Origin of the sequence: Methylorubrum suomiense (assembly GCF_022179765.1) — a bacterium.
Taxonomy (GTDB): domain Bacteria; phylum Pseudomonadota; class Alphaproteobacteria; order Rhizobiales; family Beijerinckiaceae; genus Methylobacterium; species Methylobacterium suomiense.
On the sequence record NZ_BPRE01000005.1, the window covers coordinates 41,630 to 67,756 of the forward strand.

The 26,127-nt window shown below is 69.1% G+C and carries 25 protein-coding genes; 14 read left to right on the forward strand and 11 right to left on the reverse strand.

Features of this window, described 5'->3' with window-relative positions:
- The first annotated feature begins 85 nt into the window (after positions 1 to 85).
- Positions 86 to 1,159, forward strand: coding sequence for a methyl-accepting chemotaxis protein (locus MFF26_RS09135; RefSeq protein ID WP_281405153.1), 1,074 nt, complete (start codon positions 86 to 88; stop codon positions 1,157 to 1,159).
- A 94-nt stretch (positions 1,160 to 1,253) separates the two neighbouring features.
- On the opposite strand, the gene MFF26_RS09140 is transcribed toward MFF26_RS09135, so the two are convergent.
- Entirely contained in the window at positions 1,254 to 2,411 is a 1,158-nt protein-coding gene (locus MFF26_RS09140) for a DNA topoisomerase IB (RefSeq protein ID WP_137827464.1), read from the reverse strand.
- A 131-nt stretch (positions 2,412 to 2,542) separates the two neighbouring features.
- Here MFF26_RS09140 and MFF26_RS09145 point away from each other — a divergent pair, with 131 nt between their 5' ends.
- The 5 genes from MFF26_RS09145 (at position 2,543) to MFF26_RS09165 (ending at position 9,207) form a co-directional block, all read left to right on the forward strand.
- Positions 2,543 to 3,685, forward strand: a complete 1,143-nt coding sequence (locus tag MFF26_RS09145) for a glycosyltransferase family 4 protein (RefSeq protein ID WP_137827465.1) — start codon at positions 2,543 to 2,545, stop codon at positions 3,683 to 3,685.
- Entirely contained in the window at positions 3,682 to 4,332 is a 651-nt protein-coding gene (locus MFF26_RS09150; protein ID WP_238307907.1) for a class I SAM-dependent methyltransferase, read from the forward strand. The genes MFF26_RS09145 and MFF26_RS09150 overlap by 4 nt, the downstream gene beginning before the upstream one ends.
- A 115-nt stretch (positions 4,333 to 4,447) precedes the next feature.
- The gene (locus tag MFF26_RS09155; protein WP_238307908.1) at positions 4,448 to 7,306 is read left to right on the forward strand and encodes a caspase family protein; all 2,859 of its coding nucleotides are present in this window, start codon (positions 4,448 to 4,450) and stop codon (positions 7,304 to 7,306) included.
- 247 nt (positions 7,307 to 7,553) lie between these two features.
- Positions 7,554 to 8,804 carry a NupC/NupG family nucleoside CNT transporter gene (locus MFF26_RS09160; protein ID WP_137827468.1) on the forward strand — a complete coding sequence of 417 codons (1,251 nt, stop codon included), beginning with the start codon at positions 7,554 to 7,556 and terminating at the stop codon, positions 8,802 to 8,804.
- 55 nt (positions 8,805 to 8,859) lie between these two features.
- Complete coding sequence (locus MFF26_RS09165; RefSeq protein WP_171015375.1) at positions 8,860 to 9,207, forward strand: hypothetical protein; 348 nt, start codon at positions 8,860 to 8,862, stop codon at positions 9,205 to 9,207.
- Here the strand turns inward: MFF26_RS09165 and MFF26_RS09170 are convergent.
- Complete coding sequence (locus tag MFF26_RS09170) at positions 9,170 to 9,874, reverse strand: TonB family protein (protein WP_137827470.1); 705 nt, start codon at positions 9,872 to 9,874, stop codon at positions 9,170 to 9,172. The genes MFF26_RS09165 and MFF26_RS09170 overlap by 38 nt on opposite strands.
- Positions 9,875 to 10,095: 221 nt before the next feature.
- Here MFF26_RS09170 and MFF26_RS09175 point away from each other — a divergent pair, with 221 nt between their 5' ends.
- Positions 10,096 to 11,067, forward strand: a complete 972-nt coding sequence (locus MFF26_RS09175; protein WP_373324435.1) for a hypothetical protein — start codon at positions 10,096 to 10,098, stop codon at positions 11,065 to 11,067.
- 432 nt (positions 11,068 to 11,499) lie between these two features.
- Here the strand turns inward: MFF26_RS09175 and MFF26_RS09180 are convergent, their stop codons facing one another.
- From MFF26_RS09180 to MFF26_RS09190, 3 genes are all read right to left on the reverse strand, one after another.
- Positions 11,500 to 12,288 (reverse strand): HugZ family pyridoxamine 5'-phosphate oxidase, encoded by a 789-nt coding sequence (locus tag MFF26_RS09180; protein WP_137827471.1) that lies wholly within the window; start codon positions 12,286 to 12,288, stop codon positions 11,500 to 11,502.
- Positions 12,289 to 12,609: 321 nt separating this feature from the next.
- Positions 12,610 to 14,541, reverse strand: coding sequence for a propionyl-CoA synthetase (locus MFF26_RS09185; RefSeq protein WP_137827472.1), 1,932 nt, complete (start codon positions 14,539 to 14,541; stop codon positions 12,610 to 12,612).
- Between the two features lie 185 nt (positions 14,542 to 14,726).
- Positions 14,727 to 14,906 (reverse strand): YdcH family protein, encoded by a 180-nt coding sequence (locus MFF26_RS09190; protein WP_137827473.1) that lies wholly within the window; start codon positions 14,904 to 14,906, stop codon positions 14,727 to 14,729.
- 245 nt (positions 14,907 to 15,151) lie between these two features.
- Between MFF26_RS09190 and MFF26_RS09195 the strand changes: the two genes are divergently transcribed.
- Positions 15,152 to 15,373, forward strand: coding sequence for a YdcH family protein (locus MFF26_RS09195; RefSeq protein WP_137827601.1), 222 nt, complete (start codon positions 15,152 to 15,154; stop codon positions 15,371 to 15,373).
- 23 nt (positions 15,374 to 15,396) lie between these two features.
- Here MFF26_RS09195 and MFF26_RS09200 read toward each other — a convergent pair whose 3' ends face one another.
- On the reverse strand, positions 15,397 to 15,573 hold the full coding sequence (locus MFF26_RS09200; protein ID WP_091943260.1) for a DUF3606 domain-containing protein: 177 nt from the start codon (positions 15,571 to 15,573) through the stop codon (positions 15,397 to 15,399).
- 228 nt (positions 15,574 to 15,801) lie between these two features.
- On the opposite strand from MFF26_RS09200, the gene purE reads away from it, so the two are divergent.
- Both purE and MFF26_RS09210 read left to right on the forward strand, forming a co-directional pair.
- The gene (gene purE / locus MFF26_RS09205) at positions 15,802 to 16,299 is read left to right on the forward strand and encodes a 5-(carboxyamino)imidazole ribonucleotide mutase (RefSeq protein WP_137827474.1); all 498 of its coding nucleotides are present in this window, start codon (positions 15,802 to 15,804) and stop codon (positions 16,297 to 16,299) included.
- 17 nt (positions 16,300 to 16,316) lie between these two features.
- The gene (locus MFF26_RS09210) at positions 16,317 to 17,435 is read left to right on the forward strand and encodes a 5-(carboxyamino)imidazole ribonucleotide synthase (RefSeq protein ID WP_373324391.1); all 1,119 of its coding nucleotides are present in this window, start codon (positions 16,317 to 16,319) and stop codon (positions 17,433 to 17,435) included.
- A 95-nt stretch (positions 17,436 to 17,530) separates the two neighbouring features.
- On the opposite strand, the gene MFF26_RS09215 is transcribed toward MFF26_RS09210, so the two are convergent.
- Positions 17,531 to 17,932: a response regulator gene (locus MFF26_RS09215; RefSeq protein WP_137827475.1), complete on the reverse strand. Its 402-nt coding sequence runs from the start codon at positions 17,930 to 17,932 to the stop codon at positions 17,531 to 17,533.
- Between the two features lie 407 nt (positions 17,933 to 18,339).
- On the opposite strand from MFF26_RS09215, the gene MFF26_RS09220 reads away from it, so the two are divergent.
- Together MFF26_RS09220 and MFF26_RS09225 are read left to right on the forward strand one after the other, a co-directional pair.
- Complete coding sequence (locus MFF26_RS09220) at positions 18,340 to 19,206, forward strand: tetratricopeptide repeat protein (protein ID WP_137827476.1); 867 nt, start codon at positions 18,340 to 18,342, stop codon at positions 19,204 to 19,206.
- Positions 19,207 to 19,316: 110 nt separating this feature from the next.
- The gene (locus MFF26_RS09225) at positions 19,317 to 19,694 is read left to right on the forward strand and encodes a response regulator (RefSeq protein ID WP_137827477.1); all 378 of its coding nucleotides are present in this window, start codon (positions 19,317 to 19,319) and stop codon (positions 19,692 to 19,694) included.
- Positions 19,695 to 19,713: 19 nt separating this feature from the next.
- On the opposite strand, the gene glpX is transcribed toward MFF26_RS09225, so the two are convergent.
- The 4 genes from glpX to MFF26_RS09245 all read right to left on the reverse strand — a co-directional run bounded on the left by glpX (position 19,714) and on the right by MFF26_RS09245 (position 23,850).
- Complete coding sequence (glpX, locus tag MFF26_RS09230; RefSeq protein ID WP_137827478.1) at positions 19,714 to 20,712, reverse strand: class II fructose-bisphosphatase; 999 nt, start codon at positions 20,710 to 20,712, stop codon at positions 19,714 to 19,716.
- A gap of 133 nt (positions 20,713 to 20,845) precedes the next feature.
- The gene (locus MFF26_RS09235; protein WP_137827479.1) at positions 20,846 to 22,165 is read right to left on the reverse strand and encodes a homoserine dehydrogenase; all 1,320 of its coding nucleotides are present in this window, start codon (positions 22,163 to 22,165) and stop codon (positions 20,846 to 20,848) included.
- Positions 22,166 to 22,849: 684 nt separating this feature from the next.
- Positions 22,850 to 23,224: a TIGR02300 family protein gene (locus MFF26_RS09240; protein ID WP_137827480.1), complete on the reverse strand. Its 375-nt coding sequence runs from the start codon at positions 23,222 to 23,224 to the stop codon at positions 22,850 to 22,852.
- 311 nt (positions 23,225 to 23,535) lie between these two features.
- Positions 23,536 to 23,850 (reverse strand): hypothetical protein, encoded by a 315-nt coding sequence (locus tag MFF26_RS09245; RefSeq protein ID WP_308447734.1) that lies wholly within the window; start codon positions 23,848 to 23,850, stop codon positions 23,536 to 23,538.
- 253 nt (positions 23,851 to 24,103) lie between these two features.
- Here MFF26_RS09245 and aroA point away from each other — a divergent pair, with 253 nt between their 5' ends.
- The gene (aroA, locus tag MFF26_RS09250; RefSeq protein WP_137827481.1) at positions 24,104 to 25,468 is read left to right on the forward strand and encodes a 3-phosphoshikimate 1-carboxyvinyltransferase; all 1,365 of its coding nucleotides are present in this window, start codon (positions 24,104 to 24,106) and stop codon (positions 25,466 to 25,468) included.
- Positions 25,465 to 26,112, forward strand: a complete 648-nt coding sequence (gene cmk / locus MFF26_RS09255; RefSeq protein ID WP_137827482.1) for a (d)CMP kinase — start codon at positions 25,465 to 25,467, stop codon at positions 26,110 to 26,112. Before aroA ends, cmk begins: the two co-directional genes overlap by 4 nt.
- The last annotated feature ends 15 nt before the right edge of the window (positions 26,113 to 26,127 follow it).

A 26,127-nucleotide genomic window follows, 5' to 3' on the forward strand; every position in this document is an offset into this window, starting at 1 on the left:
ATGCCGAACGATACGGATCAAGACTGCATTTATCGATATTTTAACACGATCGACCAATCTTCGCCGAGCACGGGAAGGTCGACGGATGCAAGTACACCGGCAGTTGCTGTCGTGGCAGATCGATGAGACTTCTGCCGCGGGGGATGGAACGATTCCGGCGCTCACCGCCGAGGTCGGTCGCATTGCTCAGGACAAGATCGGGCAGATTCAGCGGATCACCGCCCAGACCAAGATGCTGGCACTCAATGCGCTCATCGAGGCGGCCCGCGCCGGGGAACAGGGACGCGGCTTCTCGGTGGTGGCGCAGGAGGTGCGGGCCATCGGGACGGCGGTTGAGACCCTGTCGCGCGAGCTGGAGACGCAGCTCTCGGCCCGCATCACCGCGTTGCAGCGCGCCACCGATGCGGTCAGCGAGGACGCGCAGGGCGAGCGCCTGACGGACCTCGCTCTCAACGCCGTCGAACTCATCGACCGCAATCTCTACGAGCGGACCTGCGACGTGCGCTGGTGGGCGACCGATCCATCCGTCGTCGCCTGCGCGGCCCATCCCGACGCCGCCGCGACCGCCTTCGCCACCGAGCGTCTGGGGGTCATTCTCTCGGCCTATACCGTCTATCTCGACATCTGGCTGTGCGGGCGCGAAGGCACCGTTCTGGCCAATGGCCGCCCCGATCGCTACCCGGCTCTTCGGGGGCACGACGTCGCTCGGGAATCCTGGTTCCGCACGGCGATCGCGCAGCGTGGGAGCGATGCCTACGTGGCCGGCGAGGTTCGTGCCGAGAAGCTGCTCGACGGCGCTCCGGTCGCGACCTACGCGGCGCCGATCCACGACGGATCGGGCACGGGCTCCCCATGTGGCGTGCTTGCCATCCATTTCGACTGGGAGCGTCAAGCGCGGGCGATCGTCCAGGGCGTTCGCATCGGCGCCGAGGACCGGGCCCGCACCCGCGTACTGCTGGTCGATGCCACCCGGCGCATCCTCGCCGCCTCGGATGGGGGCGGCGTCCTCACGGATACGCTGGCCTTCGATCCCGGCACCCGCGAGAGCGGCACCGTTCGCGATGCCGCCGGCACCGTCACGGCCTTTCACCGCACGCCGGGCTACGAAACCTATCGCGGCCTCGGCTGGTACGGCGTGATCGTCCAGCGTAAGGCGTGAGCTTCCGCCCGGCTCACGATCCCTCCACCCTGTCGAGGCCCACCTGACCGGGGCTCACGGCGGGCTTGCCGGGAAGGAGGGGCGAGCGGGGCCCTTACGCTGCCCTCTCGGTCGCGGTCCGCTTGGCAGCCTTCGTGCCCTTCCGCTTGCCGGTTCGACGCGGCGCGTCCGGTGCGGTCACCTCAGCGAGACGGCCGCGCAATAGGCCAAGCACCGCCGCTTCCTCGGGGCGAAGGGTATCGAGGCCGTTGCGCAATTCCCCCTCGACCGCGTCCTTGATCTGCAGGAGCAGCCCACCTTCGAGGTAGCAGCCGAGGATCTCGGGGTGGATGTAGCATTTGCGGCAGATGGTCGGGGTGTTGCCGAGCCGGGCCGCCACGCCCTCGATCGCCGCCCGCAGGTTCTTCTTGGCGCCGGCCTCGCTGTCGAAGGCCTCGAACTCGCGCAGGGCCAGAGCCGCCAGGACGGTCCCGGCCCAGGTCCGGAAATCCTTGGCGGTGAAATCCTCGCCCGTGATCTCGCGCAGATAGGCATTGACGTCGGACGAGGTGACGTCGCGACGCTCACCCGCGTCGTCGAGATACTGGAACAGCTCCTGCCCCGGCAGATCCTGGCATGCCTTGACGATGCGGGCGACGCGACGGTCGCGCACCGAGACCGACCATTCCTTGCCGCTCTTGCCCTTGAAGCGGAAGCGCATCTCCGAACCCGCGATCTTCACGTGCGGATCGCGCAGGGTGGTGAGGCCGTAGCTCTTGTTGGATCGGGCATAATCGTCGTTGCCGACACGGATCAGCGTCGTCTCGAGCAGGTGAACGATGGTGGCCAGCACCTTCTCCCGCTTGAGGCCGCGCTGGCTCATATCGGCATCGATCCGGGCGCGGATACCCGGTAAGGCCTCGGCGAAGGCCATGATCCGATGGAACTTCGAGGCCTCCCGCGCCTCGCGGAAACGGGGATGATAGCGGTACTGCTTGCGCCCCTTCTCGTCGCGGCCCGTCGCCTGGATATGGCCGTTCGCATGCGGGCAGATCCAGACATCGGTATAGGCCGGCGGGATCGCGAGGCTCTTCAGACGTTCGATCTCCGCCGCGTCGCGGATCGGCGCGCCCTTGGTGTCCAGATAGCGGAACCCCTTGCCGCTGCGCTTGCGCCGCAGGCCCGGCCGGGTGTCGTCCACGTAGCGCAATCCCGCCTCGCGGGCGGCCTCGCGCGGCTCGGCCACTCCGGCCCCGCCCCCGTCCGACAGCATGGCGACCTCCCGCCTCATTCTATTCACGACTCTGCGACGTGGAACGAGAACGGGAAGACGGGGCGGCCTGTTCCGGGACGATGCGCAGCGTCCGCTCCTTGCCGGGGGATCGGCCGTGCTATGGCCAGCGGATGAGCGCATCGCATGCCCGCAGGACCCTCGTCTTCGTCGTCACGGAGGATTGGTTCTTCGCCTCGCACTTTCTGCCGATGGCCCGCGCGGCGATCGGCATGGGGCTGTCGGTCGCGGTGGTGACGCGGGTGCGCGAGCACCGCGCCGTGATCGAGGCGGAGGGCGTCCGGGTGGTGCCGCTGGAAGCCGAGCGCTCCAGCCTCAACCCGATGACGGCGGGCTACGCCGCGGGCCAGCTCTCCGGCATCCTCAAGGCCCTGAACGCCGACATCGTCCACTGCATCGCCCTGCGCGGCATCCTGGTCGGGGGAACGGCGGCAGCGATGGCCGGCATTCCCCGCCGGGTCTTCGCTCTGACCGGTCTCGGCCTGCTCGGTGCCCGTGAGGATGCCACCGGCCGCCTGTCGCGGCTCGCCCTCAAGGGCCTGATCCGGGGACCGTTGGCGAGCCGCCAGACCCGCTTCCTCCTGGAGAATCCGGACGACGCCCGCGCCCTCGGCCTCGATCCATCCGACACCGCGGTCACGATCGTCGGCGGCGCGGGCGTCGATCCCGACGCCTTCGCGCCCCGCCCGCTTCCGCCCCCCTCCCCGCTCAGGATCGCCATCGTGGCGCGGATGCTGTGGTCGAAGGGCATCGACGTGGCGGTGGAGGCGGTGCGCCGCGCCCGCGCCGGGGGCGCGGCGGTCGAACTCTCGCTCTACGGCGCGCCCGATCCGTCGAACCGCCGGGCGATTCCGGAAGACACCCTGCGCGGGTGGGCCGGCGACGGCGTGACCTGGCACGGGCCCACCCGCGACGTGGCCGGAGCGTTCGCGGCCCATCATGTCGGCTGCCTGCCCTCGCGCGGCGGCGAGGGCCTGCCGCGTACGCTCCTCGAAGCCGCCGCCTGCGGGCGCGCCCTGTTGACCAGCGACGTACCGGGCTGCCGCGCCCTGGTGCGGAACGGGGTCGAGGGTGTGCTGGTACCGCCGGGTGACGTGGAGGCCCTCGCGGCGGCGTTGACCCAGCTCGCCGCCGATCCGGATCGGGTGGCACGGATGGGCGCGGCGGCGCGGACGCGGATCCTGGAAGGCGGCTACACCGAGGCGGCGGTCGCGGCCTCCGTCGCGACGATCTACGCGGAGCTTCTCGCATCGTGACGCCCGCCCGCGACCCCCTCGCCTTCATCCGCTCCCACACCCGCCTGCGGCCGGTGCCGCACGCGCCGGAGATCGCGCTGCATGTCGCCGACGAGGCGACGGCGCTCTGGCAGAAGACGGAGGAGGAGTTGGAGGCGATCGGCCTGCCGCCGCCCTTCTGGGCCTTCGCCTGGGCCGGTGGGCAGGCGCTGGCCCGCTACATCCTCGACCATCCGGAGACGGTGGCGGGGCGATCCGTCACCGATTTCGCCTCCGGATCGGGTCTCGTCGCCATCGCGGCCGCCAAGGCCGGCGCCGCACGGGTGCTGGCGAGCGATCTCGACGCCTTCGCGCTCCACGCCATCCCCCTCAACGCCGCCGTCAACGGCGTCGCCGACCGGATCGCGACGACCGGCGCGGACCTGATCGGGAGCGATGCCGAGTGCGTGCTGGCGGCGGACGTCTTCTATGAACGCGACCTCGGCAAAGCGGTCGGGGATTGGCTGGCAAGGCTACACGCGGCCGGTCGCACTGTTCTCATCGGCGATCCGGGCCGCTCCTATTTGCCGCGAGAGCGGCTGATGCCACTCGCGACCTATGAAGTCCCGGTCACACGCGATCTCGAAGACGCCGAGATCAAGAAATCGTGCGTTTGGACTTTCCGCTAGAGCGCGCAACCCCATCCTGAAAACGCCGAACTTGGTGTTCAGTCAGCATTCAAGCCGCGCGATTTCAATGCGGTAATGACCCGACGCGGATGCGCGCCGGGCAGGAGATGCGTCCATGTCCTGGTCGTCCCGTATCCTCGAAGCCCTGCTCTGTGTGGTGATTGGCCTTGCGCCGGGGCTGTTGGCCTCGGCCCAGGACGCCGCGCGAAGCCAGAAGCGCATCGCCCTCGTGATCGGCAACGCGGCCTACGAGGCCGGTGCCCTCGCCACCCCCGCCAACGATGCCGGCCTCGTGGCGCAGACGCTGCAGGCCGCGGGCTTCGACGTGGTGGGTGCCCGCGACCTCGACGAGGATTCCCTGCGCAAGGCCCTGCGCGACTTCACCGACAAGGCGCAGAGTTCCGGTCCCGACACGGTCGCCTTCGTCTACCTCGCGGGCTACGGCCTCCAACTCGCGGGCGAGAACTACTTCGTGCCGGTCGATGCCCGCATCCCGGCCGCCGCCGACGTGCCGTCCCGGGCGCTGCGCCTGTCCGACTATACCCGCCAGCTCGCCGCCCTGCCGCTCGCCGCCCGCTTCGTCGTGCTGGACGGGGCGCGCAACGCCCCCTTCGCCCGGACCGGCGACCCCCTCGCGGGCGGCCTCGCCCTGACCGAGGCGGAGCCCGGCTCGCTCATCGCCTTCAATGCCAGCCCCGGCACGGTCGGCCCGGACGAGAAGGGTCCCTACGGCGCCTACGCCACGGCCCTCGTCGAGATGATCCGTGAGGGCGGCCTCGCCCCGGCTCAGGTGTTCGATCGGGTGCGCCTGCGCGTGGACGAGACCACCAAGGGTGCCGAAGTGCCCTGGCATTCCTCTCGGATCGACGCGCGCTTCTCCTTCTTCGAGCGTGCGGCGGATGCGCCCGCGATCGGCCGGCCCGAGGAAGTGGCGTCCCTGCGCGCGCGTCCCCTCCGGGAGATCGGCGCCCGCGATGCCTACGCAGTCTGCCTGCAGCGCGACTCGATCGACGGCTACCAGGAATTCGTCCAGGCTTATCCCCGCGACGACATGGCCAAGCGCGTGCGCGCCCTCATCGCCGCCCGCCGCGAGGCGGTGACGTGGCGCCGCACCTGGATGGCCGACAGCCGGGACGCCTACTGGTCCTATCTCGACCGGTACCCGCGCGGACCGCACGCCTGGGACGCGCGCCGCCGCCTGCGCCAACTCTCGGCCGCGCTCGAACCGCCGCCGCGCTTCGTGGCGATCAGCTACGACGTTCCGCCGCCCCCGCCGGAGGAGATCGTCTATGTCGAGCGCCCGGCGCTCTATCTGGATGATCCGATCTACGCGTTCGCGCCGCCGCCGCCACCGCCGCCGATCTTCCTGCCGCCGCCGCCGGCCTACATCGTCGAACTCGCGCCGCCGCCGCCGCCGGTGGCCTATTATGCCCTGCCGACGCCGCTCTTCGTGCCCGTGCCGACCTATGTCAGCGCGCCGACCTATGTCGAGCCGCCGCCGAACAACGTCATTTATCAGAACATCCACAACGTCACGGTCATCAACACCATCAACGAGCGGAACATCGCCATTTCCCGCGATCCCGGCTCCCCACCGGCCGTCTCGACGGCGCTCGCTGCCGGGGCGGGGGCGGTGGCCGGCGCCGCGATCGGTGCGGCGGCGGCCCGCGTGGCTCTGCCCCCGGCGGTGGCACAGAAAGCGGCCCTGCGCGGCCCGCCGACGAATTCGGCCCCGGGAACACCGGGCTCGTTCGGCACTGCGCAATCCGGCAACCCGCAACCGGGAACCGCACAGCCCAACACCGCTCAGCCGGGGCGCTCGGGGCCGTTGCCGGGCTCCGTCCCAGGCCAAGTGGCGCCGCAGCAGGCGGGCCAGCCCCAACCCGTGCCGCCGCAAGCCGGCCGCCCCGGTGTGGCGCAGCCGAATGCGGTACAGAGCCAGCCCGGCCAGCCGAACACGCCCCTGGGCGTTGCCGGTCGCAACCCGCCGGGGCAGGCCCTTCCGGGAACGAACGGCCAGCCGCTCCCGGCGCAGCCCGGCCGCCCGGGCGTCGCCCAGCCGGGCACGCCGAGTCAGCCCAGCGCCCCGGCCACCAATCAGCCGGCTCCGCAGCAGGCGGGCCGTCCGCTGCCCGGCGCGAACGGGCAGCCGCTGCCCCCGCAGCAGGCCGCACGTCCTGCGACGGGACAGCCGCTTCCGGCCCGCCCGGACGCCGCGCCCGGACGGGCCCAACCGGGCCAGCCCTTGCCCGGCGCAAGCGGACAGCCGCTGCCGCCGCAGCAGACCGGGCGCCAAGCCCTCCCCGGCAATCCGACGGCCAGCCCCGCCGGCCGGCCGCAAGGTGTCAGCCCGCAAGGTGCCGAGGCACCCGACCGGCCCGCGCCCCAGCAGGCCGGCAGGCCGGGCCCTGCACCGGCCGGCCTCGCTCAGCCCAACGCTGCCCAGCCGAGCGCCGCCCAGCAGCGGCAGGATGCGGCCGCCCAGCGTCGTCAGCAGATCCAGGATCAGCAAGCCCAGGCCGCGCAGCAGCGTCAGCAGCAGGCGGATCAGGCCCGGCAGGCGGCGGCCCAGCGTCAGCAGCAGCAGGCGGATCAAGCCCGGCAGGCGGCGGCTCAGCGCCAGCAGCAGCAGGCGGATCAAGCCCGGCAGGCAGCCGCCCAGCGCCAGCAGCAACAGGCGGATCAGGCCCGGCAGGCGGCAGCCCAGCGTCAGCAGCAGGCGCAACAGGCTCAGGCCGCGGCTCAGCGCCAGCAGCAGATGCAAGCGCAGCAGGCCGCCCAGCGTCAGCAGATGCAGGCGCAGCAGGCCGCAGCTCAACGTCAGCAACAGATGCAGGCGCAGCAAGCGGCGCAACAGGCGGCGCGCCAGCAGCAGCAGATGATGCAGCGCCAACAGGCCATGCCGCGTCCGGGCCCGCCTCCGGGCGGGAATGGCGGGGGACATGGCTGCCCGCCCGGCGTGCCCTGTCGCTAGGGAAACGGCCCGTTCGATCGTCGAAGGCGTTCGGACGGGCTAAGGTGGAATCGACCGGGAGCGTCGCCCGAACCTGCCGCCCAAGTGAGGTTTCGCCTGTGGGCGCGACGTTCGCGACGATCAACGCGGATCCCAATCGAGTGAACCGCGGCGCAGTCTCCCGGATCGTCGGAAATCGCGCCCTTGCGATCCCGAGATGGATCGCGCATGCGCCCGATACGGATGGTTCGGGCCCGCGCGGAAACAGATGCTCGACAGATTGCTCCATGCCGGCGCGAGCATCGCCCTGCTCCTCGCAGTGGCGTTCGCGTTCTCCCTGAACCGGCGGGCGGTCCGGCCACGGGTCGTGCTGGCGGCGCTCGCGCTTCAGGTCGGGATCGGAGCGCTGATCCTGTTCGTGCCGGCCGGGCGGGCGGGCCTCGAGCGCGTTGCCGGACTCGTCACGACGATCCTGTCCTTCGGCGACAAGGGCACCGCCTTCCTGTTCGGCGGCCTCGTCGAGCCGCGGATGTTCGAGCTGTTCGGGGGCTCGGGGTTCATCCTGGCGCTGCGGGTCCTCCCGCAGATCCTCTACGTCTCGGCGCTGATCGGCGTGCTCTACCATCTCGGGCTGATGCAGCGCCTCGCGCGCGTCCTCGGCGCGGGATTGCGGCGCCTGCTCGGCACGTCCTCAATTGAGTCGTTCTCGGCGGTCATCACCATCTTCATCGGCCAGAGCGAGATCGCGGTCGCCCTTCGGCCGTTCCTGACGCTTCTCACGAGCGCGGAACTCTTCGCCGTGATGACGAGCGGGGCCGCCTCCACCGCCGGCTCGATCCTGGCCGGTTACGCCGCCCTCGGCGTCCCCATGGAGTACCTGCTGGCGGCCTCGTTCATGGCGATTCCCGGCGGGCTTCTCTACGCCAAGATCCTGTTCCCCTCCGACGAACCGACCCGCGTGCTGACGACGCGCGTCGAGTTCGGCGAGGCACGGGCGGCCAACCTGATCGAGGCCGCCGCCGACGGCACCCAGAAGGGCCTCGGCGTGGCGGTCGCGGTCGGGGCCATGCTGATCGCCTTCGTCGGGCTGATCGCCCTGCTCAACGCCCTGGTCGGTTGGATCGGCGGGCTCGCCGGCTATCCCGACACGTCGATCGAGGGCATCCTCGGATGGCTGCTCTCCCCCCTGGCCTGGCTGCTCGGGGCGCCGTGGGAGCAGGCGCGCCTCGTCGGCGGTGCCATCGGCCAGAAGATCGCCTTCAACGAGTTCCTGGCCTACGCCACCCTCTCGCCGACCCTGAAGGCCGGCACGCTCGATCCGCGCACGGCGGCGATCGTGTGCTTCGCCCTGTGCGGCTTCGCCAACCTGACCTCGGTGGCGATCCAGCTCGCGAGTTTCACGAGCCTCGTGCCCGAACGCCGGGCCGAGATCGCCCGCCTCGGCCTGCGCGCGATTCTGGCCGGGACGCTCGCCAACCTCACGAGCGCGGCCATCGCCGGCCTTTTCATCGCGACCTGACGTTTTCCCTTCGCATCGCCATATGGCGGGCATGGATGGAGCGGGAGACGGAACCATGACGGTCACGGCGCAGGCGGTCACCGCAAAGGATTGGGACGCGCGGGTCGATCGCGCCTGTGCCAAGCTGCCGGAGCGCGGCCAACGGATCGTCGCATGGCTGCGGGAGCCCGCCCGCTTTCCCGTTCGGGTCGTGGCCGCGATTCTGCTGATCCTGGGCGGCATCTTCTCGATCCTGCCCGTGCTCGGCCTGTGGATGCTGCCCCTCGGCCTCGCTTTGCTGGCGCAGGACGTGCCGGCGCTCAAGGTGCCGATGGAGAAGACTGCCCTCTGGATCGAGCGGCAATGGCGGCGCCTGAAAGACCGGTTCAAGAAGGATGGGACTGGAACGGACCGCCGCGACTGATGATCCACCTCGTCTCTTTGATCGAGAGCGACAGCGTCAATTCGAGCGGTCCCATACCTTTCGGCGGCGGCGGCACCTTGAGCCCGACCGGGACGATCCGGAGGCCCAGATCGTCCACGGGCTGAAGCCCGGATGACCGATCGATCTCCGATTTCGACACGGTGCCGTCTCGCTCGACCGTGTAACGCATCTGGATCCATTGCCGGGCGAATGTGGAGACGGGAAGCCCGTCGATCCGGCGGCGGAAGAAGAGATCGAGTTCACGCTGGTAGGCCGCCATTTGCGCCGGCATGACGGCCGGCCGCGCATGGAACCGCAGGGGCACCGTGAGGGTGAGTTTCGGAAGCACCGCGGCCGGGAGGGGCGGGAGCTTCAGCCCGACCGGAATGATCGTCAGAGCGACGCGGTCGGTCGTCTCGTGGCCCGACGATGCGTGGATCTCCGATCGCGTCACCATGCCATCCCGCCCGATCGTGAAACGGATCACGACCATTCCGGCCGGCGGGGGATGTCGGACATTCTCCGTCCGCTTCACAAGGATCTGGAAGATCGCCTTCCGGTGGGCCCGTATGGCCTCCTGATCGTCCACCTCGTTGGCGCGTGCCGCGGACAGGCTGACGAGGCCGAGGAGCAACAGACCCAGCACCCAGATCGCACGCCGCACCATTCCCGCACGCTCCCGTCGTCGCGCTCAAGCTTGTAGGCGGCATCTTCGTCCTTCAACGAAAAATTGCAACATTTGTTATGAATCACTTCGCATCCGGTTGCGGCATCGCGTTCACCGCCTGTCGCACCGCCTTGACAGTCAATGCCGGGCGGTCGACCCATCGCAGCCGTGAAGTCGGTCGAGAACGCGTTCTTCGGAGACGAGTGGTGAACCCGGTGCGTCTGTCCCTCCGCCGCCTGGCGGTCGCCATCCTGCTCACGGGGGCGGCGACGGTGACCTCCACCCCGCCCGTTCGCGCTCAGGCGGTCCAGGCCCAGGACGCCGTATTCCCACCGAGCTCCCGTTTCGGGTTCTCGGCGCCCGCGGGGATGACGGCCTCAAAGCGCTTCACCGGGTTCGAGCGCCGGGGCGGCGGCGCCGTCGTCTCGGTGGTCGAGTTGCCCGGCCCGGCCTACGAGGAGATGAAGCAGAGCTTCACCGACGAGACCCTGAAGACGCAGGGACTTGTGGTGCGCAGTCGCGAGCCAGTGACGCTCGCCGATGGTCTTGAGGGCGTGCTGTTCACCGGCGAGGCCACCGCCGCCGAGGGCATCCCCGCCGTCAACAAGTGGCTCCTGATCGTCGGCGGCGGCGACGTCACCGGCCTCATCATCGCTCAGGTCGCGGTGGGCACCGAGAGCGATGAGAACATCCGGGCAATGCTCACCAGCGTGAAGCTGCGCCCCGCGCTCAGCCTCGACGAGCAGGTCGCCGCCCTGCCATTCCGCATCGGCGATCCGGCGGGCTTCCGGCCGGTTCGGGCACTCGCCGGCAACTCGGTGCTCATGACGCTCGGCCCCCGCGACCAGATCTCCGCCATCGAACAGCCGATCCTGGTGATCGCCCAGGCGACGCAGGCGCCGACGCCGCAGGAGCAGCGCGACGGCCTCGCCCGTCAGGCCCTGTTCGCCAACCAGACCATGAAGGACTTCCAGATCGAGCGCTCGCAGAGCTACCGCCAGAACGGCGTCGACTGGCACGAGATCGTGGCCCGCGCCGTCGACGTCCCGACGAGCACGCCGGTGGTCGTCGCCCAGACGATCCGCTTCAACCCGGACGGCTACATCCGCGCCGTCGGCGTCACCCGCGCCGAGCAGCGCTCCGACGTGCTGCCGCTGTTTCGGCAGGTGGTGGATAGCCTGCAGATGAAGTGAGGCGGCGAAAAACTACACTTGACCTTACAGTACAAACGGAAAATACCTCAGTATTCATCCCTCCCATCCCCTCCCTCATCCTGAGGTGCGGAGCGAAGCGGAGCCTCGAAAGAGAGCTCCGGAGATCGCGAACAGTCTGGAACCCTCCTTCGAGGCCGCTGGCGCGGCACTGCAGGATGAGGGGAATGGGGGGAGCCTATCGAACAGGTCTCGGCTCGGTCGATATGGGCTCCGCATCCCCCTGAAATCTGGAGGTGTCGCGAAGCGGCCGGCATCGGCATCCTCGATTCCTGGACGAACTCTCCCGACGAACGGCCGCTGCCGCTCAAACGCGTCTTTGGACTGCAAATGCCGAGCGCGACGATAGTGCATCTCGCGGCAGCTTTGGCTCACGTTGCGCAGCCGCGAAACAATCGGTCGAGTTTGGTCGTCTCAGCGTTTCTGAGAGTGTGACGGGCTATGGATCGAGCACGCGAGTTGGTCGGCCAGTCCATCGACGCTCGTGACCCGGCGTGAGAACCAATAACGCAGGGTTTCCCTGCCCGTGGAAAGCTCGATGCCCTCGGGATCGAGGCCACTGACACGCCAAGTGCCGGACGCTTTGCCGAGAGACGCGGCGAGCCGGGATATCTCCCCCGGTGAGCGGTTCAGGCGATCGATCTCGGCCTTTGCGCGAGACATCAGATCGTCCGCCCCCGCCAGATCTGTTTTCAAAGCGAGGGCCGTGACGTCGTTGGCGTTCTGAGCTGGACCGCCATTGATTTGAAGGGCTTCGACCCGAACGCGATACAATTGAGCATCCGGCAAGTCGAGATACAGCTTCGCTTTCGGATAACGGTAGGCATACCTCTCCTTTGCATCCGCCACCTGGCAAGCCGGGATCACGTTCGCGCGGCCGACGAGAGTGAGCCGTGGCCGCGTCAGCGCGTCGGGCGCACCGGCCTCGGCAAAGGACAGCGACACCCGGTTGTCGGCTTCGATATTCCGAGCGTGTATGGCGAGGCGAGCGACGAAGAAGAATGGCGTGCCATCTGGTTCGATCGCGACATTCGTCGCCATCGTATAAGGATAGCCACTCTCTGGATCGATGGTCCCCAACGCGATGAGCCGCGCCGTTCTCAACAGGGTCCGCGCCTCTTGAATGGTCTCAAAGGGGCGGGCAGCGGATAAGTTGAGCTCCGTCCCTCTTGGAGTGATCGGAAGGATACTGTTTTCTTGCATAGACAGCTCACAACGAGTGATCGCCGCAAGCTTTATAAGCAGATCTGCTTCATCGATATCTTTTAACGAACAGAGCAGGGTCGCGCCGCATCCTCTTGCTCAAATTCAGCAGCAAGCTACTGTCTTCGCCAGAATCGGCCATCGCCCACGGCCCACGTTCAACAATTCAGGCTTTCGATCGCGCAGGATTCGAGCATCCCCGATCGGCAGCGCCGATCGGTCGATTTCGAACCGGGGACATGGCGTCATACGGGGACACCACGCGACATCAGGAATCGTTTGCCGCCCTCGCACGGCCTCATCATCGGAGCGATTCGCCCCTCACCCCCCGATTCCCCGCTCCTTCAGGCTCACCCCGATCTCCTCCAGCACCGCCGGATCCTCGATGGTCGGCGGCATGGCGAAATCCTCGCCGTCGGCGATGCGCTTCATCGTGGCGCGCAGGATCTTGCCCGAGCGCGTCTTGGGCAGGCGCCCGACGGTCAGGGCGAGGCGGAACGCCGCCACGGGGCCGATCTCGTCGCGCACCTTGGCGACGAGTTCCCGCTCGATCGTCTCCGGCGCCTTGTCGACCCCGGACTTGAGCACGACGAAGCCGCAGGGCGCCTCGCCCTTGAGGGCATCGCGGATGCCGATGACGGCGCATTCGGCCACGTCCGGATGCGAGGCCAGCACCGCCTCCATGCCCCCGGTGGAGAGGCGATGGCCGGCGACGTTGATGATGTCGTCGGTGCGCCCCAGGACGGTGACGTAGCCGTCCGCATCGACCACACCGGCATCCGAGGTGTCGTAATAGCCGGGGAAGGTGGTGAGGTAGCTCTGCTGGAAGCGCGCATCGGCGTTCCACAGGGTCGGCAGGCAGCTCGGCGGAAGCGGCAGCTTGAGGGCGATGGTGCCCATCGTGCCGGTCGGCACCGGCTTTCCGGCCTCGTCGAGGACGTGGAGATCGTAGCCCGGCATGGGCTTGGCCGTGGAGCCGTGCTTCACGGGGAGCGGCTCGACGCCGAGCGGATTGCCGGCGATGGCCCAGCCGGTCTCGGTCTGCCACCAATGGTCGATCACCGGCTTGCCGAGCGCCCGCTCGGCCCAGGCGACGGAATCCGGGTCGGCCCGCTCGCCGGCCAGGAACAGGGCGCGCAGGCGCGACAGGTCGTAATCGGCGAGCTTCTCGGCGCGCGGATCTTCCTTCTTGATGGCGCGCAGGGCCGTGGGAGCGGTGAACAGCGTCGCGACGCCGTGCTCGGCCGCGACCCGCCAGAAGGCGCCGGCATCCGGCGTGCCGACCGGCTTGCCCTCGTAGAGCACCGTCGTGCAGCCGTGCAGTAGCGGCGCGTAGACGATGTAGGAATGGCCGACCACCCAGCCGATGTCGGAGGCGCAGAAATACACCTCGCCGGGCGCCACGTCGTAGAGATGGGTCATCGACCAGGTCAGCGCGACGCAGTAGCCCCCGGAATCGCGCACCACGCCCTTCGGCCGCCCGGTCGTGCCCGAGGTATAGAGGATGTAGAGCGGATCCGTCGCCGCGACCGGCACCGGATCGGCCCGCCGCCCGTCGCGCTTGGCCTGCTCGACGCTGTCCGCCCAATCGCGATCGCGGCCTTCCGTCATCGCGGCGACCGCCTGGGGCCGCTGCAGGACGAGGCAGGCATCCGGCTTGTGGGCGGATCGGGCGATGGCGGCATCCAGCAGCGGCTTGTAGGCGACGATGCGGGACGGCTCGATGCCGCAGGAGGCCGCCAGGATCACCTTCGGCGCCGCATCCTCGATGCGCGCGGCGAGTTCGTTGGCGGCGAAGCCACCGAACACCACCGAGTGGATCGCCCCGAGCCGGGCACAGGCGAGCATGCCGAACAGGGCCTCGGGCACCATCGGCATGTAGATGACGACCCGGTCGCCCCGGCCGACGCCGAGATCGGCCAGCAAGCCGGCCAGCACCGCCACCTCGTCCCTCAGCTCGGCATAGGTGATGGTCCGCCGGGTGCCGGTGGCCGGTGAATCGTGGATGATCGCCGGCTGATCGGCGCGGCCGCCCTCGGCGTGGCGATCGACGGCGTTGCGGCAGACGTTGAGGCGGGCCTCCGGGAACCAGCGGCCATAGGCGCCCTGGCCGGCATCGAAGGCGCGCGTCGGCGCGACGTCCCAATCGATCGCCCTGGCGGCCTCGAGCCAGAAGCCTTCGCGATCGTTCAACGACGCGGCGTGGAGATCGGCGTAGAGGCGCGGGGCCTGGGTCACGGGAACGTCTGACATGGGGCGTCTCGGGGCTTCCTCGATGGCCCGGTTCGGTCCGGGCTCGTCGGCGGCGATGATAGCGCGGATTTGCACGCCGCACCCCGAAAACGAAAGCCGCCGCGCTGGTTGCCCAGGCGGCGGGGAACGCGATCGACCAAAAGAAAAGGCCCGGCGGCGTTTGCCGCGGGCCTCGGGGGCTGCGCCTAGTGCAGTGTCTCGCTGGATTGCAGGCGCTGAATTTCGTCCTTGAGCTGCAGTTTCTTACGCTTGAGTTCGGCGATCCGAAGGTCGTTGGTGGAAGGTGAATGGATCGCGTCGTGGAGCTCGCGCTCAAGGGCGTCGTGCTTGGCGGCGAGCTGGCTCAAATGCGTCTGCAAGGACATGAGGTGTAGCTCCTCTATCGTTTCCGACTCGGGCAGACTGACACGGATTCGCGGCCCTGTCGAAGCCATTCGGCGGCAAAATGGATGCGGCTCTAACAAGCTGATTTCAAATTTCGCGGTCTTGGCGAAACGTTCTTTCCCGCCGTCATCCCCGCTCGAATCGGGCGTACCGAACCTGCCGCCTTGCCCCGCCGGAAGGCTTGGCGCATGGTCGCGCCGGTCGGTGCGATGGCGTGTTTCGAGCGATGATGGCGGACGAGGTTGCCAACGATGTGAGCCCGGATCCAGCGGGCGAACTCACCCGTCTGCGCGAGGAGCACCGGGATCTCGACGAGGCCATCGAGGCGCTCAAGCTCAGCGTGGCGGGCGATCAGCTCCAGATCCAGCGGCTGAAGAAGCGCAAGCTCGTGCTGCGCGACCGGATCTCTCATCTCGAAGATCAGATGACGCCCGACATCATCGCCTGAGGCCGGGCGCCCGCGCGGTTCGATTATTTCGCCAGATAGGCCGTGACGCTGGAGACGCGGGTGCCGACCATGCGGACGGCCTTGCGCAGACGCTCGTCGGAGACCTGCAGCAGATCGGCCCAGTGACGGCGGCTGGCGGTGTCGTGGATATCGATGTGGGACGGGGTGCGGGCGCGCGTGGTCGGGTCCTGAACGGACATCGGAAGGCTCGCTGATGTGAAGGAAGGCCGAAAAGGCCGTTTCGCTCACAACGCGGAGGAGTGGTTTCGGCTCCGGACGATCCGCACGATCTGCAGCTTTTTCTTAAGGTATCCGCGGCTTGGCGGCCGCGCGGGTCCGGCCGCGCTTGCGGCCCTGCGCGCACGCCTGTTATGCGACCCGCTTCGCGGGCCGGGCCCGCCCCTCGGTCAGAGCGGATCAGGACGACGATGGCGGGATCTCCCCCGATCGCGATCATCATGGGAAGCCAGTCGGACTGGGCGACCATGCGGCATGCCGCCGAGACGCTCGACGCGCTCGGGCTCGTCTACGACGCGCGCATCGTCTCGGCCCATCGCACCCCCGATCGACTCGTCGCCTTCGCCAAGGGGGCGCGGGAGGCCGGCTTCAAGGTGGTGATCGCGGGCGCGGGCGGTGCGGCGCATCTGCCGGGCATGGCCGCGGCGATGACCCCGCTGCCGGTCTTCGGCGTCCCGGTGGAATCGAAGGCGCTCTCGGGGCAGGACAGCCTGCTCTCGATCGTGCAGATGCCGGCGGGCATCCCCGTCGGCACGCTCGCCATCGGACGGGCCGGCGCCGTCAACGCGGCCCTGCTCGCCGCCGCGGTGCTGGCGCTGACCGATCCCGATCTCGCGGCCCGTCTCGATGCGTGGCGCGCGCGGCAGAGCGAATCCGTGGCCGAGCGGCCGGATACCACCCAACCCTGACAGATTCTCAGATCGCGATGACCCTCTCCACGCCTCAGCAGGTTCGGCCCGGCGCCACCCTCGGCATCGTCGGCGGCGGCCAGCTCGGCCGCATGATCGCGCTCGCGGCGGCGAATTACGGCCTCAAGGTCCATGTCTACGCCCCCGACGCCGACAGCCCGGCCTTCGATGTGGCCGCGGCCCATACGGTCGCGCCCTACGAGGACGAGACCGCCCTCGCGGCCTTCGCGGATGCTTGCGACGTCGTCACCTACGAGTTCGAGAACATCCCGCACGCGACCGCCGCGGTCCTCTCCGAGCACGCCACCGTACGTCCGAGCGCGCGGGCGTTGCTGACCACGCAGGACCGGCTGGTCGAGAAGGATTTCGTCAACGGTCTCGGCATCCCGACGGCGCCTTACCGGGCGGTCGAGACCGCGGCCGAACTCGACGCGGCTCTGGCCGCTCTCGGGCGCCCGGCAATCCTGAAGACGCGTCGGTTCGGCTACGACGGCAAGGGCCAGCGCAGCATCCGCGCGGGTGACGATGCGGCCGCGATCCTGGCCGGCTTCAACGGCGTGCCCTGCATTCTGGAAGGCTTCGTCCCGTTCCTGCGGGAGATCTCGGTGGTAGCGGCCCGCGGGCCCGACGGCGCCTTCGCGGCCTACGAACCCTGCGCCAACGAGCACCGCGACCATATCCTGGCGCTCACCCGCGTGCCCGCCCCCGGCCTCGACGCGGCGACCGGCGCGGCGGCCATCGACATCGCCCGGGCCATCGCCGAGGCGCTCGATTACGTCGGCGTCCTCGCCGTGGAGCTGTTCGAGGTGGAGGGCCCGGCGGGCGCGTCCCGCCTCGTCGTCAACGAGATCGCACCGCGGGTGCACAATTCCGGACATTGGACCACGGAAGGCGCCCTGACCTCGCAATTCGCCCAGGCGGTCCGCGCGGTCTGCGGCTGGCCCCTGGGCGACACCGCCCGCACCGGCGGCATGGCGGTCGAGATGGAGAACCTGATCGGCGATGCCGCCGACCGCTGGCCCGCGCTGCTGGGCGAGCCCGGCGCGCATCTCCACCTCTACGGCAAGGCCGAGGCCCGGCCCGGCCGCAAGATGGGCCATGTCACACGGTTGGTTCCGCCGCAGACCGAGGGCTAGGATCAGCCCGTAAGGTTGGTACCGGCTTTCGAAGAAAGCCGCCGCGATACAGAAGCTGAGCGGATCGCGCTGGATCCGAAATCCTGGGCGACCTGTCAGGCTCCGCTCTCGTTGCCAACCGACGCCTGCGCGTCTCGCAATTCGGCTACCAGCCGCACGAGCTGGGGTTCGCGGAACGGCTTCTGCAGCAGCGGCACGCCGGAGAATTGCTCCGGCACGGCGGCCGCATCGTAGCCGGTCGCGAAGAGATAGGGCACGCCGCGAGCATCGAGCGCTTCGGCCAACCGGTAGGCCGTCTCCCCGCGCAGACCGATATCGATGACGGCCGCGTCGAGCGGCTGGGCGAGCCCCGTCTCCATCACTTCGGGCAATTGCCCGAACGGGCCGACCACGGCCCCTCCGGCCCGCTCGATGACCCTCTGTGTTTCATGGGCGGTGAAATACTCGTCCTCCACCAGGAGGATGCGGAGGCCCGCCAGAGGGTATTGCGACGCCATTACCAAGACTCGTTCCACGACGCGGCCCAAATGGCCGCTGAGGAGACCCGAACGCCATGCGCTTCATCGTCACGGTATCGTGATGAGATGGGGCTCACAACGATGCCGTGACGGTCGCCCAAGATCGGGTCGAGAATTCCGGCACTCGGCGATGGGCCTTCATCGTAAAGCCTGTCACGCATCGGCAACAGCCGACGAAAGTCCAACCTGAGCAGAACCTCTCCTTCGCGGCCGCCGAGGAGGGGCCACACCTTCGCCACATCGCAGCGCTTGAGCAGCGGGATCGGGCGTCGTTCTCGCGGACCTTAAGCGCCCGTTCACCGTGTTGCGGCAGCGTGTGCCCGACGCGAGGCGAACAGGTCCGCCGGGGCCGGCATCCGCGGCGGCGACGCGGGGGAGATACGGGAATGATCGGGATGACGCTGCAGGGGCCGAAGGCGAGGCTGGTCGGCGCCGTCGCACTGACGGCCGCGGCGCTCGCCGGCTGCGAAACCTACGGCACCGCGACCGCGCCGCGCCAGTTCGCGGTGGTCGAGGCCGACACGACGGGGGCCACCAACGTCAACATCGCCTCGCTGTCGGACGTGATCTCCCGCAATCCGTCGGATGCCGGTGCCTACAACACCCGCGGGGCCGCCTATGCCCGCTCGGGCCAGTTCGGCGAGGCGATCACCGATTTCTCGAAGTCGATCCAGCTCGACCCGAACTCGGCCTCGGCCTACAACAACCGCGCCCTGGCCTATCGCCAGACCGGCCGCACCGATGCGGCCATGCAGGACTTCTCGAAGGCCATCGCCAACGATCCGAACTTCTCCGCCGCCTATATCGGCCGGGCGAACCTGGAGCGGGCACAGGGCGATCTCGACGGCGCGCTGAACGACCTCAACGTCGCGATCCGCCTGGCCCCCGAATCGGCGGAGGCCTATCACGCCCGCGGTCTCGTGCGGCAGAAGCAGGGGCACAACCCGGAGGCGGTGGGCGACTTCGCCGCCGCCATCGACCGCAATCCCTTCGTCGCGGCCCCCTACGCCGCCCGAGGGCAGAGCCTGATTGCCATGAACCAGTACGACAAGGCGATCGAGGACTTCAACGCGGCCCTCAACGTCAACTCGAAGGATTCCGCGTCCTGGGCCTATCGCGGCCTCGCCTACGAGAAGACGAACCGTCGCAAGGAAGCGACCGAGAGCTATCAGCAGGCAGCCCGCCTCGATCCCAGCAATGCCATGGCCAAGCAGGGGATCGGCCGCACGCAGGGCGGCGGCGGCTTGTTCTGAGAAGTTCGAAGCGAGGACGAACCGGGCTTCATACCGCGAAGTTTCCCTGGCGAGGGTCTCGTCTCCGCTGCCGTCCGGCACGGAGACGAGCAAGACGCCGAGGGGACGTGATGACGCCACGATCCGAATTGCTTGCAGGACGGAGCGTCCTCGTCGTCGAAGACGAATACTTCATCGCCGACGACATGCGGCGCATCTTCGAAGAGGGCGGTGCGACGGTGATCGGCCCGGTCGGCAGCGTCGGCGACGCGCTCAAAGTCATCGCCGATACGCCGAAGATCGACGGGGCGGTGCTCGACATCAACCTGCGCGAGATCATGGTCTTCCCGGTCGCCGATGCCTTGAGGCAACGCGGCGTCCCCTTCGTCTTCGCCACCGGTTACGAGCAGGCCGCGATCCCGCCGCACCTGCGCGACGCGGTTCATTGCGAGAAGCCGGTCGAGGCCGCCCGCATCGCCGAGATGCTGTTCGGCCGTTCGGCTCGCTGAGCGTGCGAGCGTCGTCCCGTCAGACCGGGGGAGACGCCTCCGGGCGGCGATGCTCGCTGGCGATGCGCCGGACCGTGCCGGTGTTCGAGCGATAGATCACCGTCTCGGTCTCGATCCGACCCGGGCGGAAGCGTACGCCGCACAACAGCGCTCCCGTGGTCACGCCGGTCGCCGCGACGATTACGTCGCCGCGGGCCATGTCGTGCATGTCGTATTTCCGGGTCGGATCGGTGATGCCCATCTTGGCCGCCCGCGACCGCTTGTCGGCGGAATCGAGGATCAGCCGGCCCTGCATCTGGCCGCCGATGCAGCGGAGCGCCGAAGCCGCGATCACGCCCTCGGGCGCGGCACCGCTGCCCATATAGATGTCGACACCGGTCTCGTCCGGCTTGGTGCAATGGATGATCGCGGCGATGTCGCCGTCCGAGATCAGCCGAATGCCGGCACCCGTGGCGCGAATTGCGGCGATCAGGTCCATATGCCGGGGCCGGTCGAGGATGATCGCGGTGATGCCGGACGGATCGACCCCCTTGGCACGGGCCAGCGAGGCGATGTTCTGGGCCGGGCTCCAATCGAGATCGACCGTGCCGGGGGGATAGCCCGGCCCGATGGCAATCTTCTGCATGTAGACGTCGGGAGCGGCCAGGAGGCTGCCGCGCTCGGCCACGGCCATCACGGCGATGGCACCCGGCATGTCCTTGGCGCAGAGGGTCGTGCCTTCCAACGGATCGACGGCGATATCGACCGCCGGGCCCGTGCCGTTGCCGACGCGCTCGCCGATGAAGAGCATCGGTGCCTCGTCGCGCTCGCCCTCACCGATCACCACGGTGCCCTCGACCGCGAGCACCATCAGTTCGGCCCGCATGGCATCGACGGCGGCTTGGTCGGCCTCCTTCTCGCGACCATGGCCGCGCAGCCGCGCCGCCGCGATGGCGGCGGCCTCGGTGACGCGCACCAATTCGAGGGTCAGACCCCGCGCCGTGGGATCGCTGAAGATTCCGGTATCGGCCGCCGACATCGCCCTGATCCCCTCGTCCCGGAAAGCCCGGCCGTCGCCGCCGCTGCCAGAACCGCCTACATGCACGGGAGTTCATGCAGCAACCGTCGACAGTCGAAAAGCCCGGCAAAATCCTGCCGGCACGGCATCCCCGTTATTCGCGTTCGATGCGGATCAATTGGGGCGCTTCCGCGAGCAGCCCGTCCCGGTCGATGGCGGCCAGCGCCTCGCGCACGGTCCCCTCGGTGGCCGCGTAGGTGATGAGGACCAGCGGCACCGGCTGGCCGGAACGACCCTGCGGATCGGTCGAGGCGGCCTTGGCGGATCGGCGCTGGACGATGCTCTCGATGGAGATCCCGGCCTCCGCCATGCGGGTCGCCACGCCCGCAGCGACGCCGGTGCGATCGTGAACGGTGAGGCGGATGTAGTAGCCGCCTTCGTGACGCTGCATCTCGACCCGGCGGGGCGCCGCCAGCCCGGCGACCGGGCGGCCGAAGGTCGGGCGCCGCACGCCCGCGGCGATGTCGGCGATGTCGGCGACGACCGCCGAGGCCGTGGCGTTCCCGCCAGCGCCGGGGCCGATCAGGGTCAGTTCACCGACCGCATCGGCATCGACCGTCACGGCGTTGGTGACCCCCATGACCTGGGCGATGGCCGAGGCCTTGGCCACCATGGTCGGGTGGACGCGCTGCTCGATGCCCGCCTCGGTCGCCTGGGCGACACCGAGGAGCTTGATGCGGTAGCCGAGTTCGTCGGCCATGGTGAGATCGAGCGGCTTGACGCCGGAAATGCCCTCGACGGACACGCCGTCCGCGTCGATCTCGACCCCGAAGGCGAGGCTCGTGAGGATCGCGAGCTTGTGGGCGGTGTCGAAGCCCTCGACATCGAAGGTCGGATCGGCCTCCGCATAGCCGAGCGCCTGCGCGTCCTTGAGGCAGGCCTCGAAGGTCAGCCCCTCCGCCTCCATTCGGCTGAGGATGTAGTTGCAGGTTCCGTTGAGGATTCCGTAGACGCGGCTGACGGCATTGCCGGCCAGGCCCTCGCGGATCGCCTTGATGATCGGGATGCCGCCGGCCACCGACGCTTCGTAGGCCAGCGCCACGCCCTTCTCCTCGGCCGCGTTGGCCAAAGCCGCGCCGTGGCGGGCGAGCAGCGCCTTGTTGGCGGTGACCACGTGCTTGCCGGCGGCGATGGCCGCCTCCACCGCATCCTTGGCCGGACCGTCCGCACCGCCGATCAACTCGACGAAGACGTCGATCTCCTCGGAGCGGGCCAAGGCCACCGGATCGTCGAACCAAGCGAAGCCGGACAGGTCGAGGCCGCGGTCGCGGCTCCTGTCGCGGGCCGAGATGGCGGTGACGGCGACCGTGCGGCCGGAGGCGGACAGCGCCTCGGCGCGACGCGCCACCATGCCCAACACGGCGGCGCCGACGGTGCCGAGACCGGCAATGCCGAGGCGAAGGGTCTGGGTCATGGGCGTGCCGTCTCGATTGTTCGGATGCGCGGCCCGGGCGGCGGTGGCTTTTCCCGGAGCCTCGAAGGGAGGCCGGCGAGAGGCGCGACGGCGCGTCCGGAACGGCGGGCACTTCTGCAACGATTTCGGCAGGCACGCAAGGAAACCGGGCTCGCCCCGACCGGCCGCCCGGGGGATGGGGCGCGCCCCTCGATCGGGAGGCCGGAAGCAACGGGAAGAGTATCAATCAATAAATAGTCGGAAGGCTGAAATTTCGATTTATTACAATAAAATACTGCAAAAAATTTGACGAATGCAGCCTATTCGGATGATATGCATCCTATCCAAAAGCGAAATCAACACAGAAAAATCACAAGTCCCATCGCTACGGCGGCGCGTCTTGCGGCACTGTTCACTCTCACCTCTGCGCAGGGCGGGTCGGCGGCGCCGACGGCCGTACCGGAGAACGGCGCCTCGCCGGCCCGCAAGGCCGACCCGAGGAAGGCTAGCGACAACAGTGGCTCGGCACCGAATTTCCGTGATCCCGGCAGCAGCACGGGATCCGACGGCAATGCCACCCGGGATTCCTGCACGACCCCGAGCAAGATCCGGTCAAAGGCGGCGGGGACGGGTGCTGCTACCGGTCCCCGCGCCGTTCGATCACCGGACCGTAACATCGGGCCGGTGCGCCGTGCCGAAGGGGCGTCAGCCCTCCTCGTCGTTGTCGGAATCGTTGTCGATCAGGTCGGAGACGTCGTCGTCGCCGTCCTCTTCCTCGAGGAAGGTATCGTCGTCGCCGCCGGAGCTAGCATCGTCGCCGCCCTCCTCGTCGTCGACGCTGATATCGGCATCGTCGGTGGATTCGGCCTCATCGAGGGAGACGATTTCCGGGCCGCCCTTCTCCTCTTCCTCCTCGTCGTCATCCGCGGCGCGGCTGGCGATTGGCGGAGCGACGCGACTGGTGGCGACTTGGTAAATCGTGCCGCATTTCGGGCAGGTCGCCGGGTCGCGGTCGAGATCGTAGAACTTGGCACCGCAATTCATACACTGGCGTTTGACGCCAAGTTCCGGTCTAGCCACGGCAGCGAACCTCTGGGCAGATGTCGAAGGAAGGGGTCTGGGGAAGCGGCCCCGTTAGTCGCACCCCCTGCCCATGTCAAATGGGTTCGCGGCCCGTCCGAATACCTCGGCAAACCGACCGAGAAGGCCGTTCGCACCGACCACGAATAAAGAAAGGCGCGCCATCGTCGGGATGCGCGCGCCTTCAGGTGGTTCCGGGTCTCACAAAGGAACTGGCCAGAGGATTATCGTATCCCTCCGGCGTCCGATGTGCCTCGATCGCCACAGATCCCCGGCCCGCCGCCGTCATCGATCCGTCATAGAGCGGGCCTTCAGGCTTGAGGCGGCGGAGCCTCCGCCGCGCTCGCCCGCGATGCCGGATCGGGACGGGTGTCCGTGCGGCGAGCCAAGACACTCTGGCGCCGGTCGACGGCGACGCGCAGGAGGCGGATCAGAGGAACGTTGCTCGCCGACGGTCCGCGCTCGATGGCGTGAAGGACCGCTTCGAGGGCGACGACGCGCTCGCTCGGTCGGGCATACGCCGCTTCCAGCTCGGTCAAAGCATCGTGGATCCGCTCGGACAGGGTCGAGTCGGCAGCCGCAACGGCTTGGTCGATCGTGTGCAGGCAGCGGCGCACGGGCAGCATGGCGTCACATCATAGACATATGTTGTCGGCTGTCGATCCGGCCACCCGTGCAGGCCCGTATCGCCAGAGCCGATCTCCGTTCGCCACGAGAACTGGGCATGAAAGCCCGGACGGGCCTTCCGGATGACGCGGACGGGCCCGCATGGTAACGGGCCGCAATCCTGCCGGCCCCCGTACCCGGCGCGGAGGTCCCTCGACCGAAGCGTCACGCGAGGTCTCGGCTCCTCTCTCTCGCCGGAAGCCCTGGACTCTCGTGTCGCACGATTCCGCACCGCAGCCCCTCACCGCGCGTCCGGGCCACGCACTTCGTGGCGACCTGAAGCCGCCGGGCGACAAGTCGATCTCGCACCGGGCGATGATCTTCGGGCTGTTGTCCATCGGTGAGACGCGGGTCGAGGGCCTGCTCGAAGGCGACGACGTGCTCCGCACGGCCGAGGCAGCCCGGGCCCTGGGGGCGACCGTCACCCGCGAGGGCGAGGGGCGCTGGCGCGTCGTCGGCACCGGCATCGGCGGGATGCAGGATCCGGCCGGCGTGCTCGATTTCGGCAATGCCGGCACCGGCTCGCGGCTGATGATGGGCGTCGTCGGCGGCCAACCCGTCACCGCGACATTCGATGGGGACGCCTCGCTCCGCAAGCGGCCGATGCGGCGCATTCTCGATCCGCTGCTGCAGATGGGCGCGCAGATCGTCTCCGAGGCCGAGGGCGGGCGCGTGCCGCTGACGATCAGGGGCCCGCGCGAGGGCATCCCGATCCGCTACGAGCTGCCGGTGGCCTCGGCCCAGATCAAGTCGGCCGTGCTGCTCGCCGGGCTCAACGCACCGGGGATCACCACGGTCATCGAGCGCGCCGCCTCCCGCGATCATACCGAGCGGATGCTGCGCCTGTTCGGGGCGGACGTGACCGTCGAGCCTTATAGCGAACACGGCCACGGCCGAGCCATCGCGCTCACCGGCCAGCCGACGCTGCGTGGCACCGACGTGATCGTGCCGGCGGACCCGTCCTCGGCGGCCTTCCCGCTGGTGGCGGCGCTGATCGTGCCGGGTTCCGACGTGACCTTGCGCGGCGTCATGATGAACCCGCTGCGCACCGGGCTCATCACCACGCTGATCGAGATGGGCGCCGCGATCGAGCGCCTCGACGAGCGCGAGGAGGGCGGCGAGACGGTGGCCGATCTGCGCGTGCGGGCGAGCCGCCTGCGCGGGGTCGACGTTCCCGCCGAGCGCGCGCCATCGATGATCGACGAATACCCGATTCTCGCGGTCGCCGCGGCCTTCGCCGAGGGCACCACCCGGATGAACGGACTGCACGAATTGCGGGTGAAGGAATCGGATCGCCTCGCCGCGGTCGCGGCGGGCTTGGCCGCCAATGGCGTCGATCATCGGATCGAGGGCGACGACCTGATCGTGACGGGCAACGGCGCGGCGCCGACGGGCGGCGGCACGGTGGCGACGCATCTCGATCACCGCATCGCCATGGCCTTCCTCGTGATGGGAATGGCTTCGGCCCATCCCGTCACGGTCGATGACGGGGCGATGATCGCCACGAGCTTCCCCAGCTTCCGTCCCACCATGGCGGCGCTCGGCGCCGAGATCGTCGAAGAGGCGGCCACCGTATGAGCGCGCCGCTCGTCATCGCCATCGACGGCCCGGCCGCCTCCGGCAAGGGCACCCTGGCCAAGCGCCTGGCCGCGCATTTCGGCCTGCCGCATCTCGATACCGGCCTGCTCTACCGCGCCGTGGCGCTGACGCTGATCGATGCGGGCACCGATCTCGGCGACGAAGCCGCCGCCGCCCGCGCCGCCGCCGCGCTCTCGGCCGAGGGATTGGTCGATCCGCGCCTGCGCGAGCGGGCGATGGGCGAGGCCGCCTCGCGGGTCTCCTCGGTGCCGCAGGTGCGCGCCGCCCTCCTATCCTGGCAGCAGCGCTTCGCCGCCGGCCCGGAAGGCGCGGTGCTCGACGGGCGCGACATCGGCACGGTGGTCTGCCCGGACGCGCGGGTCAAACTCTTCATCACCGCGACCCCCGAGGAGCGGGCCCGGCGCCGCCACCGCGAACTTACCGGGCGCGGCGAGGCCGCCGCGCCCGAGGCGATCCTTGCCGATATCCGCGCCCGCGACGCGCGGGATTCGAGCCGCGCCGCCGCCCCGCTGATGGCCGCACAGGATGCCGTCATCCTCGACACGACCGAACTCGATGCGGATGCGGCCTTCGCTGAGGCACTCGCCATCGTGACCCGGCTCGGCGGCCTGTCCCGCGCCTGATCGCGGACGACGCGT